Genomic DNA, 13,551 nt, shown 5'->3' with positions numbered 1-13,551 from the left:
TATGAGAACCAATCAACCTCTTGACACTGTCCTGAAAAAGGTAGCTTTATGCCTGTTATTGCTAGCCATTATCCTCTCAAAAGGATCCGTTGCTGATGCACAGATAACGGCAGCTCCTTTTAACCTGTATCAACCAGTAACTTCTCCAACGTTTTCAAATCTGACGGTTACAAGCAGTCAGGTTCCGATACTGGGGGGAGATGAATTTAGTAACAAAGGTAATGTAACAAATTCGACCACTACCGATGTGGCTTCCTGGACCGCGGTGCTGGGCGGCAGTGCCTGGTTACAGGTTGCGGATAATGCGGCAACCGGAGGCAATGTATACCCGGCCGGAGCTTATGTCGGTTTTGTAATCGGCAACAGTTCACTGGTTAAATTAACAGGGAATACGGTTACGGTGACTACTTATTTAAACGGAGTTGCAACCGGCGATTCCTATACCGCGGGTGATGATCTCCTGGCGGTTTCGCTGCTGGGAAGCCAGAAAGTTAAAGTAGGTTTTGTAACCGGCCAGGCGTTTAACAGCGTACGGATTACCATCAGTAACGGGTTGACGATTGCTTCAACATGGAATATATATTACGCGGAGATCCTGAGGCCACAGGCAGGACCGGTGCCCGTTTGTAATACCAAAACGGCATTGGTGCAAAGTGCATATCCGGCGGTGGTAACCACTGGTTCCAGCGGCCTTGCGTCTTTAAACCTGGGAAGTTCCAGCATCTTTTCAAATGTAGAGAACATTGTAAATTCCAACACCAGCGATGCGGCCACCATGACTTCTTCTGTAGCCAGTGTTGGAACTTCTGCGTATGTGTCTGTTAGGAATGCGGGCTCCCAGTTCCCCGGCGGCTATTTCGCCGGTTTTGATGTAGCCAGCTCGAATGTATTATCACTTAGCTTGCTTTCGAATTTTAAAATTGCAACGTATCTGAATGGTACGCTGCAGGAAGAAATGTCGGGCAATAACCTGCTGCTTTCAGCGCCACTGCTGGCTGCAAATGAAAGAACAACGATTGGTTTTGTAACCAATAGCAGCAAACCCTTTAATGAGGTTCGGTATATTTTGGAGAAAACGGTAAACGTGGATCTCGGAACTCTTTCTATTTATAATGCAGTAATCAAACAATTCTGCGCCGGGTCACTTGTTTGCAATACGCCAACAAGGATGAATTCGGTACAACAGCCGGTGTATATCGATGCCGTTAATTCAGGGTTCTCTGGTGCTGTATGTGCCGCATGTAACCTTACCGGTGTTGACAATGTGATTGACGGAAATGCGGGTACCGCAGCTACAATGAGCTTAACAGCTGGTGTAGGTACCACCGGTAGCCTGGCTGTTGCCGATGCAGTTACTACCTATGCCGCCGGAACATTTGCAGGATTCGATATCCAGACCAATACACTTCTGGATGTTCAGGTGCCTAACGCAATACGCATTGACCTTTTAAATAACGGAACTGTGGTTCAATCCACTACCGGGCCGGCCTTGCTGGCAGGCGTTTCCACCAGTCTTCTCACAGACCCGTCGCGGCAGATCGTTGGAGTAATTGCAGCGGTGCCCTTTGATGAAGTAAAGATCAGCTTTAACAGCCTGCTGAATGTGGATCTTGGTTTAATTCAGATCTATGATGTGATCTGGCAGAAGAACTGTGAAGTGCCGTTGCCTTGTAACCAAACCATTCTTTTGAAAGCTCCGGATTATGGTGTGGTTATTAACGGACAGCATACTGGTTTTAGTGGGGCGGTAAATGCTGCAGGATCGGTACAAAACCCCTGGAATCTGGTAAATAATATTACTTCTGATTACGCACGCATTCAAACCGTTGCCAATGTAGCTGCACAAGGATCGATATCTGTAGCTTCCGGCAGCAATGTATTCCCCGGTGGTGTATATGCAGGGTTCCTTGTAAGGGAAAACAGCAGCAACCCGCTGGCATTGGTAAACCTGCTGAAGATTATTACCATTAATACCTATAAAAGAGATGCGCAGGGTGTATCACAACTGGTGGAATCGAAGAGCGGTTCGCAGCTGCTGGGACTCACCGTATTGCTGAACTTGTTGGGCAACGACTATGGTGTGAAAAATATCGGGTTTATTACTTCGCAGCCATTTGATGAAATGCAGATCTCGATAGGTGGCTTGGCAAACGTGGGACTTACTGCTGCATCACTGGATGTATTCTCGGCAACCATCGATACCCGCTATGTAGCGCCAGGTACCCCGGGATTAAGCTGCCCGCTCTTTAAAACAAACCCGGACATTAACTTTACAACTGTTAATAAGCCAGTAACCGGCTCCGTAGCTACCAATGATAAGGTTCCTGCCGGAACTACCTATACCAATGCCGTGGCAGTAAATGGTGCCGATGGTGTACCCAATCCTTCCGGTGGAACACTTACACTGAATGCGGATGGCAGTGGTAACTACACCTTTGTGGCTACAGCCCTGGGCTCTTATAGCTACGATATTACGGTGAGCAACGGAACCGTTACAGAAGTGCAGAATCTTACGATTACGGTAACGGATCCTGCTATTTCCACCAACCTGCCGATTGTAAACACAGATATCGCATCCACCAACGCCGGTGCTCCGGTTACGGTAAATGTGCTGGTAAACGATCATGCCGGTAATCCGGGTGGTACCCTTGGTACACCGGAAATATTCAAGCAGGGGTCAAATGGTACGGCAACCATCAATGGCAGCCAGGTGGTATATACACCAGCTGCAGGTTTTGTAGGAAAAGATACCATTGTATATAAAGTTTGTGAAACGCCGGGTACCAACCTTTGTGGTTATGCCTACGTGTTTGTTGAGGTAAAACCTGCAGCAATCAATACCACCAGTGCAACAGATGATTTTGCTGTGACCAATGCGGGCACAGCGGTAACCGGTAATGTAAAAGACAATGACATCGATCCGGAAGGCGATCCGCAAACAGTTGCTACGCAAGGCTTTACCGATGACACTTACGGCACGTTTACACTGGGCTCAGATGGCGCCTATACATTTACACCTAAAGTTGGGTTCTCGGGCACTGCGCGGTTTACGTATGTAATCAGCGACAATAAGGGTGCCAGCGCAACCGGAACATTGTATGTGTATACGAAGGGTAGTGCCGCCGACCTCACCATTAGTTCAATGGCCCTGCCGGCACAGGTGAAAGGTTCTAAAACGGTAAGTGTACGTATTAGCGTATCAACAGTAAACAGTAGTCCAACGGATGGTACGGATGTATATGTATTGATACCAAAGACAGCGAACATCATGCTTGATACTTATGCTCCCGCTTTAACAACCATGTTTGGTTTGCCGGTACAGAATGCAGATTGGTCTTATGTAGGAATGGATGCATCAAACGTGAACTATATGTTTAAACTGGGTGGAACCAATCTGAAAACCGTCATTGCCGGTTCTTCAACCTCATCCTTCGGTGTAACGTTTACATTCAATGGCGGAAGCAACGCAGGGCTGGAGAACTTGATTACATACATTTTTGAAAACTCCGGAGGTGAAAGCAATAGCACCAACAATAATGATTCCGAAGCTATTCAATACAATCCTTAAACGGGTCTGGATCCGATAAAACTGTAGCAGACATATTAATTTTTAGATATCAACATAAAACAAAGTGAAATGAAAAAAATTTGCACCTTTATCCTGGCCCTGGCAACCTATACAGGCCTTTATGCCCAAAATCCCGCCGTTTACGGAGCCGCGGTCAGTCCGAGTCCGGGACTGGTAAACGGTCAGGGTACCTTTACGTTTAACTGGCAGAATACTTCAACAATAGCTATAAATTATGATGCAGCAAACCCCTCTTCGGTTACATTTACGTGCAATAAAGTAAAACCGGTATTGAACAGCGGTGTGCCTGTTGTAAGCGGTACGCTCGCCTCATACTTTAACTGGAGCTACGACCAGGCTTCCAACTCTGTTATTGGCCTGGCGAATAAAGTGATCCCAGGCGCTCAGGGTCCGGCGACTCCTTTTGCCGGATCAATCACGATCGATATTGTGTTTACCGAGGCTGCAACAACAGCGGACCGGGATGCGCAGAATGGTAATGGCGGAATTGTAAATATACAGCCGGGCAACGGAGGAAATACAACAACGACTGATGATAAGATTGCAGCCTACACTTATACCGATGGTGCGTTGCCTGTAGCCTTTGGGTTTACCAGTGCCAGTTTTGCCGGAGGTAAACTGAAAGTAGAGTGGGAAACCTTTTCCGAAAAGGATAATAAGTCGTTTATAGTAGAAGGATCCAAGGATGGTGAAAAGTTTGTAGAACTGGATCAGGTAGCCACCCAGGCACCTGATGGAAATTCCAATGAGCAGCTTAAATATACCTATATGAAGAGCTGGCAGGAAATTGCGGCTAAGTTTGGTTTTTCACCGCTACAACTGGCGATCATGGTGCTCCTGGTGATTTCCGTAGCTGTTTCCGCAAAACGTGCTAAAAAAGGAGCTATGCTGTTCTCCCTCGCGCTCCTGATTACTGTTGGAATTGGTTGCCGCAAAGATAAAAAGGACCTCGACAAGCCTGAGGAGTATCCCACCACGTTTGTAAGGGTTGGGCAGGTTAACAAAGACGGCACCATTACAAACTATTCAAAGGTAGTTAAAGTGGTTGCCGAATAAGCGTCTTGTAGCAGTTTAAGAAAAACGGAAGCGGCAGCTTGCTGATTCCGGAAATATGGGCAGGTCCGGGGTTCCTTCCGGACCTGCTTTTTTTATAGGTGGGCTTAAGAGTGGCTGGAGACCGACTGCTGCTGCGTATACCTTGGGGTATTGATGATCAATTATTTATATACCTATCGCCAGGTTTCATCGGGGATTTCGCGCAAAATTGCGACCTTTATTCCCGGGTCTTTTTCCAATAAATTTTCAGAAATGTCACTGTCTGGCAATATTCTTGTGAGAAGTTTTCTTCTTTTCAAAGTTTTCCTTAACTTTGCCTTCCTTTTATTTTGGCCAATAAAAATTTGATTAAACAAAATAGGTTCATGTAATTGAATTTCAATGGATTTCTTTTAGCAATAAAAGTAATCCTGATTTTATTTTGTATATAGTCGATTATTAAAAAACCGGGTTTATAACATATGTCATCTACAAAAGTGAATTCAAGAGTAAATTTCGGAAAGATCAAGCATTTAGCTGAAACACCCGATCTTCTGGAAGTTCAGATTCAATCCTTTAAGGAGTTTTTCCAATTAGAAACCACACCAGACAAACGCAATATTGAGGGCCTGTTCCGGGTATTTAAGGACAACTTCCCCATTACTGACACCCGCAATATCTTTGTGCTGGAGTTTCTGGATTACTTTATCGATCCGCCCCGCTACTCGATCGATGAATGTATGGAGCGTGGACTGACCTATGCGGTGCCTTTGAAAGCAAAGCTGCGGCTGAGCTGTAATGATGAGGAGCACGTAGACTTCCAGACCATTGTACAGGACGTATTTCTCGGAAATATCCCTTACATGACGCCCCGTGGTACCTTTGTGATCAACGGCGCTGAGCGTGTGGTGGTTTCACAACTGCACCGTTCACCCGGCGTATTCTTTGGCCAATCCGTACACCCGAACGGAACCAAGATCTATTCTGCGCGTGTGATCCCTTTTAAAGGGTCCTGGATGGAATTTGCGACAGACATCAATAACGTGATGTATGCGTATATCGACCGTAAGAAAAAATTCCCGGTGACCACATTGCTGCGTTCTATTGGGTATGAAACCGATAAGGACATCCTGGAGCTGTTTGGTATGGCGGACGAAGTTCCGGGCGACCGCAAGTCGCTGGAACAGCAGCTGGGTAAACGCCTGGCAGCCCGCGTACTGCGTACCTGGGTGGAAGATTTTGTAGATGAAGATACCGGTGAAGTGGTTTCTATCGAGCGGAATGAAATTGTGATGGAACGGGATGTGGTGCTGGATGAAGAAGCGATCGACATCATTGCAGACATGGATGTTAAGAGCATCTTTGTACAGCGTGAAGATGTAGGGGGCGATTATGCCATTATTTATAATACATTAAATAAAGATACCTCCAACAGTGAGCTGGAAGCTGTTCAGTTTATCTACCGTCAGTTAAGAGGCGCAGATGCACCGGATAACGAAACCGCCCGTGGTATCATTGATAAATTATTCTTTAGCGACAAACGCTATGACCTGGGTGAAGTAGGCCGTTACAAGATCAACCGCAAATTGAATATTGATGCGCCGGTTACCCAGAAAACGCTGACTAAAGAAGACATTATCGAAATCATTAAATACCTGGTACGTTTAACCAACGGTAAAGCAGAGATCGATGATATTGATCACCTGAGCAATCGTCGTGTACGTACGGTAGGGGAGCAGTTATATGCACAGTTCGGGGTTGGTTTGGCCCGTATGGCCCGTACCATCCGCGAGCGTATGAACGTAAGGGACAACGAGGTGTTTACACCGGTTGACCTCATCAATGCGCGTACGCTTTCTTCTGTAATCAACTCATTCTTCGGAACCTCCCAGTTATCACAGTTCCTGGATCAGACAAACCCCTTATCAGAGATTACCCACAAACGTCGTATCTCTGCCCTGGGGCCAGGCGGTTTGAGCCGTGAACGCGCCGGGTTTGAGGTGCGCGACGTACACTACTCACACTATGGCCGTCTTTGTACCATCGAAACGCCTGAAGGTCCGAACATTGGTCTGATCTCTACGCTTTGCGTACATGCGAAGATCAATGAAATGGGCTTTATTGAAACACCTTACCGCAAGGTTACCGATGGTAAGGTAAATATGAAGGAGCTGGAGCTGCTGAGCGCAGAAGAAGAAGATACCGCAAAGATCGCACAGGCAAGCGCCAAGCTGGATGAGCAGGGCAACTTTGTGAACGAGCGCGTGGAAAGCCGTGAAACCGGTGACTTCCCGATCCTTGATAAGAGCGAGGTTGAATATATGGACGTGGCGCCCAACCAGATCGTGGGTCTGAGTGCCTCGCTGATCCCGTTCCTGGAGCATGATGATGCCAACCGTGCGCTGATGGGATCAAACATGCAACGCCAGGCGGTTCCGCTGCTGCGTCCCGACGAGCCGATCGTTGGTACCGGCCTGGAAGGCAAGGCTGCAAGAGATTCACGGATCCAGATCCACGCGGAAGGAAACGGGGTGGTAGAGTTTGTAGATGCCAACGAGATTCATGTACGCTATGACCGCGATGTAAATGAAAAACTGGTGAGCTTTGAAGAAGACCTGAAGGTGTATAAACTGACCAAGTTCATCAAAACCAACCACGAAACCTGTATGAACCTGAACCCGGCCGTGAAGAAGGGGCAGAAGGTAAAAGCAGGCGACTTCCTCACCAACGGCTACGCTACCCGCAACGGTGAACTGGCCCTGGGTAAAAACCTGAAAGTGGCCTTCATGCCCTGGAAAGGTTATAACTTTGAGGATGCCATCGTGATCAGCGAGCGCGTGGTAAAAGAAGATATGTTTACTTCTATCCATATTTCCGAATATGAACTGGAAGTACGCGATACAAAACTGGGTGAGGAAGAACTGACCTCCGATATCCCGAACGTTTCAGAAGAAGCAACAAAGGACCTGGACGAGAACGGTATCATCCGGATTGGTGCCCAGGTAAAAGAAGGCGATATCCTGATCGGTAAGATCACTCCGAAAGGAGAAAGCGATCCGACTCCGGAAGAAAAACTGCTCCGTGCCATCTTTGGTGATAAAGCCGGAGATGCCAAAGACGCTTCTTTAAAAGCACCGAACGGAGTTGAAGGTGTGGTGATCGGCAAGAAACTGTTCCAGCGTGCCAAGAAAGACAAGAACGCCAAAGTACGTGAAAAGGCAGCGATCGAAAAGCTGGATAAGGCACACGAGAAAAACGAACAGGACCTGCTGAACGTACTGTTGGAGAAACTGGGTACCATCCTGGAAAACCAGGTTTCTGCCGGTGTAATGAACAGCTTTGACGAGATCGTAATCGGCAAGGGATCGAAATTCCATGCGAAAAACCTGGCTTCACTGGATTATGCCAACATCAATCCGCTGGGCTGGACCAACGATGAAAAGATCAACGATCAGATCAATACCCTGCTGCACAACTATAACATCAAGTATAACGAAGAGCTGGGAAGGTACAAACGCGAGAAATTCAATATCTCCATTGGGGATGAATTGCCTGCAGGTGTATTGAAACTGGCTAAAGTATACCTGGCGGTGAAGCGGAAGCTGAAAGTAGGGGATAAGATGGCGGGCCGCCACGGTAACAAAGGTATCGTAGCCAAGATCGTTCGCCAGGAGGATATGCCGTTCCTCGAAGATGGCTCACCGGTGGATATCGTGTTGAACCCGCTGGGGGTACCTAGCCGTATGAACCTGGGACAGATCTACGAAACCGTACTGGGATGGGCGGGTAAAGAACTGGGTGTGAAATTTGCCACTCCGATCTTTGACGGTGCCGAGCCGGAAGAGATTGAGAAATATTGTGCGGATGCTACCATTCCCAAATTCGGACACACGTACTTGTACGATGGTGAAACCGGGGAGCGCTTCCACCAGAAAGCAACCGTGGGTGTGATCTATATGATCAAACTGCACCACATGGTGGATGACAAGATGCACGCACGTTCTATCGGACCATACAGCTTGATCACACAACAACCGCTGGGTGGTAAAGCCCAGTTTGGGGGTCAGCGTTTTGGTGAGATGGAGGTATGGGCACTGGAAGCCTATGGCGCGTCCAGCATCCTGCAGGAATTGTTGACCATTAAATCGGATGATATCATAGGCCGTGCAAAAACCTATGAGAGCATTGTAAAAGGCGATAATATTCCAAGAGCAGGTGTACCGGAATCCTTCAATGTATTGATACACGAGTTAAGAGGTTTGGGATTAGACCTGACCTTTGAATAAAGACAGTGGATAGTGAAAAGTCAATGGTGAATCCACCGTTGGCTTTCACTATACATCATCAGATCGGAATCAGTAACAAAGCAAAAAACAGCATTAAAATAGAGAGCAGGATTTTGAGAGCCTTGGATCTCAAATCTCAAATCTCAAATCTTCAATAAGATTATGGCTACTAAAAAAGACAATCGCCCAAAGGCAGCGTTTTCAAAAATTACCATCGGTCTTGCTTCTCCGGATACTATTCTGGAAAAAAGTCATGGCGAGGTATTAAAGCCCGAAACTATTAACTACCGTACTTACAAACCAGAGCGTGATGGTTTGTTTTGCGAAAGAATATTTGGTCCCGTAAAGGACTATGAATGTGCCTGCGGTAAGTACAAGCGCATCCGTTATAAAGGTATCGTGTGTGATCGTTGCGGTGTAGAGGTTACGGAGAAAAAAGTACGCCGTGAGCGGATGGGCCATATCAAACTGGTAGTACCTGTGGTACACATCTGGTACTTCAAGTCACTGCCCAATAAAATTGGTTACCTGCTGGGAATGAGCTCCAAAAAACTGGAGACCATTATCTACTACGAAAGATATGTAGTGATCCAGGCGGGTGTGCGTGAAGATAAGGGTCAGAACTATGGAGACCTGTTAACTGAGGAAGAATACCTCGATATCCTGGATACACTTCCAAAAGATAACCAGTACCTGCCAGACGATGATCCGCAAAAGTTCATCGCTAAGATGGGGGCTGAAGCCGTACACGATCTGTTGCAGCGCATCGATCTGGACCAGTTGTCTTTCGACCTGAGAAACTCTGCCGCTACTGAAACATCGCAGCAGCGTAAAGCAGACGCTTTAAAAAGGCTGAGTGTAGTAGAAGCCTTCCGTGATGCCAACACAAGAATCACCAACCGTCCGGAATGGATGATCATGCAATACATCCCGGTGATTCCACCAGAACTGCGTCCGCTGGTGCCCCTGGATGGCGGCCGTTTTGCATCTTCGGATCTGAACGACCTGTACCGTCGGGTAATCATCCGGAACAACCGTTTGAAGCGTCTGATGGAGATCAAAGCCCCTGAAGTGATCCTGCGGAACGAAAAGCGGATGCTGCAGGAAGCGATCGACTCACTGTTTGATAACTCAAGAAAATCCAATGCCGTTAAAGCTGAAGGCGGACGGGCATTGAAATCACTGAGTGATGTATTGAAAGGAAAACAGGGACGTTTCCGTCAGAACCTGTTGGGTAAACGTGTAGACTACTCCGGCCGTTCGGTAATTGTGGTAGGACCTGAAATGAAAATGCATGAGTGCGGTCTGCCAAAAGATATGGCGGCGGAATTGTTTAAACCGTTCATCATTCGTAAACTGATTGAAAGAGGTATCGTAAAAACCGTAAAATCGGCCCGCAAGCTGGTGGATAAAAAAGAAGCGGTGGTTTGGGATATCCTTGAAAATATTTTAAAAGGGCACCCGGTCATGTTAAATCGTGCCCCAACGCTGCACCGTTTGTCGATCCAGGCCTTCCAGCCCAAACTGATCGAAGGTAAAGCGATCCAGCTGCACCCGCTGGTTACTGCGGCCTTCAACGCCGACTTTGATGGTGACCAGATGGCGGTACACGTGCCGTTGAGCAACGCAGCAATCCTGGAAGCTCAACTGCTGATGCTGGCTTCTCATAACATCCTGAATCCGCAGAACGGTACGCCCATCACCCTGCCTTCGCAGGACATGGTACTGGGACTGTACTATATTACCAAAGGAAAAAAATCGACCGAAACCGAGAAGGTGCGCGGAGAAGGAAAGGCCTTTTATTCTGCAGAAGAGGTAATCATTGCTTATAACGAAAAGCAGATCGACCTGCATGCGTGGATTAAAGTAAAAGGTGTTGTGCGGAATGAGAAGACCGGGACGCTGGAGAAAAAACTGATCGAAACCACGGTTGGCCGTGTGATCTTTAACCAGTTTGTACCTGAAGAAGTTGGTTTTGTAAACGCCTTACTGACTAAAAAGAACCTGCGGGAGATCATCGGTGATATCATTGAGATTACCGACGTTCCAAAAACAGCGAAGTTCCTGGATGATATTAAACAATTAGGATTCCGTACCGCCTTCCAGGGTGGTCTGTCTTTCAGCATTAATGACTTGATCATTCCGGACATTAAAGAAGAACTGCTGGAAAATGCGAAGAGTGAAGTAGACGAGGTGTGGGATAACTATAACATGGGATTGATCACCAATAACGAGCGTTACAACCAGATCGTAGATATCTGGAGCCGTGTGGATACACGTCTTACAGAAACACTGATCCGCGAACTGAGCGCCGATAAACAAGGGTTCAACTCTGTATACATGATGCTGGATTCCGGAGCCCGGGGTAGCAAGCAGCAGATCAAACAGCTGGCCGGTATCCGGGGATTGATGGCCAAGCCCAGAAAATCAGGCTCTACAGGGTCTGAGATCATTGAGAACCCGATCCTTTCCAACTTTAAAGGTGGACTGAATGTATTGGATTACTTTATCTCTACCCACGGTGCGCGTAAAGGTCTTGCGGATACGGCCCTGAAAACGGCCGATGCCGGTTACCTGACCCGTCGTTTGGTGGATGTAGCACAGGATGTGGTGATCACCGAAGAAGATTGTGGTACCTTAAGAGGCATTTCCATTGCGGCTCTGAAAGACAATGAGGACATCATTGAACCACTGGCAGACCGGATCGAGGGACGTACATCCCTGCATGATATTTATGATCCGCAAACCGATGAACTGTTGCTGGAAGCGGGTACCGAAATCTCCGCAGAAAAAGCACGTAATATTGAGGCAGCCGGTATTGAGTCGATCGAGATCCGTTCCGTACTGACCTGCGAAAGTAAGCGCGGCTGTTGCGTAAAATGCTATGGTAAGAACCTGGCATCCGGTATCCTGGCCCAGAAAGGAGATGCAGTGGGAATCATTGCTGCCCAGTCCATTGGTGAGCCGGGTACACAGCTGACACTGCGTACATTCCACGTGGGTGGTGTGGCCGGTTCTGCATCGGTAGATTCTACCCTGACTGCTAAGTTTGACGGTACCATCCAGTTTGACGGAGTACGCTCTGTAATCACAACCAATGCGGAAGGAGATGATGTACGTGTGGTAATCGGCCGTACCGGTGAAGCCCGTATCATCGATACAAAAAATGACCGCCTGTTAATTACCAATAACATTCCTTACGGATCTACCTTATTGGTAAAAGATGGTCAGAAGATTTCTAAAGGGGATGCGATCTGTTCATGGGATCCGTATAACAACGTAATCATTGCGGAAGCTGACGGAGTACTGAAGTTTGAAAATGTGATTGAAGGGGTAACCTACCGCGAAGAAGCCGACGAACAAACCGGCCACCGTGAGAAAGTGGTTATTGAAACCCGTGATAAGACAAAGATTCCTTCTATTGTAGTAGAGGGCAAAGAAAATAAATCGTACAACTTACCTACTGGTAGCCACCTGATGCTGGATGATGGTGATGAGGTAAAAGCAGGGCGTGTACTGGTTAAGATACCGCGTATCCTGGGTAAACTGAAAGATATCACCGGGGGTCTGCCGCGTGTAACCGAGCTGTTTGAAGCACGGAACCCCAGCAGCCCGGCTGTTGTATCGGAAATTGACGGGGTGGTTTCGATGGGTGCCGTTAAACGGGGTAACCGGGAAATCATCATTGAAGCAAAAGATGGTGTAACCCGTAAATACCTGGTGCCGCTTACAAGGCAGATCCTGGCCCAGGATGGCGACTTTGTAAAAGCAGGTAGTCCATTAAGCGACGGCCAGATCTCTCCGCAGGATATTCTATCCATCCAGGGACCGTTCGCTGTACAGCAGTACGTGGTGAATGAGATCCAGGAAGTATACCGCTTACAGGGTGTACGTATTAACGATAAGCACATCGAGGTGATCGTTCGCCAGATGATGCGTAAGGTAAGCATCGTGGATCCGGGTGATACCCGCTTCCTGGAAGATGACCTGGTAGATAAGTTCGAATTTGTGGATGAGAACGACTTTGTATACGAGAAAAAAGTAATCACAGATCCGGGTGATTCAACCAAGCTCCGTGCAGGTCAGATCATCAGCCTTCGGGAACTGCGCGAAGAAAACTCCGTACTGCGTCGTAACGACAAGAAAACGGTGGAATACCGCGATGCACAGCCGGCCACTTCGGCGCCTACCTTGCTGGGGATTACCAAAGCGTCTCTGGGTGTGCAAAGCTGGATTTCGGCGGCTTCCTTCCAGGAAACCACTAAGGTGCTGTCTTCTGCAGCCATCCATGGTAAGGCAGATGAAATGCTGGGTCTGAAAGAAAACGTGATCACAGGCCACCATATCCCTGCTGGTACCGGTCTGCGTGAGTTTGAGAACATGATCGTAGGAAGCAAGGAAGAATACGAACTGCTGCAGACAGCACGTGAGGCCATGTCTTTTGACGAAGAAGAATAAGTTTTTTTACCTTATAGATCAAAAGAGCGGCTTAAAAAACCGCTCTTTTTTTATAAAGACAATGAGGAACCGGGCAGGCCTTTTTATGCAATTTTTGATGGTAAAAGCATCTTATAATAGACGGCTATCTTTTTTTATTAAAAGCACCACGGGCAGTGTTCGCACTGACCGGGTATAAAGAAT

At 47.5% G+C, this 13,551-nt stretch carries 4 protein-coding genes; all 4 read left to right on the top strand.

What is annotated here, in order from left to right:
- The first annotated feature begins 1 nt into the window (after position 1).
- The 4 genes from LL912_RS11195 (at position 2) to rpoC (ending at position 13,368) form a co-directional block, all read left to right on the top strand.
- Positions 2–3,568 (top strand): Ig-like domain-containing protein, encoded by a 3,567-nt coding sequence (locus LL912_RS11195; protein ID WP_235553658.1) that lies wholly within the window; start codon positions 2–4, stop codon positions 3,566–3,568.
- Between the two features lie 69 nt (positions 3,569–3,637).
- Complete coding sequence (locus LL912_RS11190; RefSeq protein WP_235553657.1) at positions 3,638–4,645, top strand: hypothetical protein; 1,008 nt, start codon at positions 3,638–3,640, stop codon at positions 4,643–4,645.
- A gap of 461 nt (positions 4,646–5,106) precedes the next feature.
- Positions 5,107–8,910, top strand: a complete 3,804-nt coding sequence (rpoB, locus tag LL912_RS11185) for a DNA-directed RNA polymerase subunit beta (protein ID WP_235553656.1) — start codon at positions 5,107–5,109, stop codon at positions 8,908–8,910.
- A gap of 162 nt (positions 8,911–9,072) precedes the next feature.
- On the top strand, positions 9,073–13,368 hold the full coding sequence (gene rpoC, locus LL912_RS11180; protein WP_235553655.1) for a DNA-directed RNA polymerase subunit beta': 4,296 nt from the start codon (positions 9,073–9,075) through the stop codon (positions 13,366–13,368).
- Positions 13,369–13,551: the final 183 nt, after the last annotated feature.

It is taken from the genome of Niabella agricola, assembly GCF_021538615.1.
GTDB classification, from domain to species: Bacteria; Bacteroidota; Bacteroidia; order Chitinophagales; family Chitinophagaceae; genus Niabella; species Niabella agricola.
Note: the sequence above shows the minus strand (reverse complement) of the source record. Positions and strands in the feature narration are given on the sequence as shown.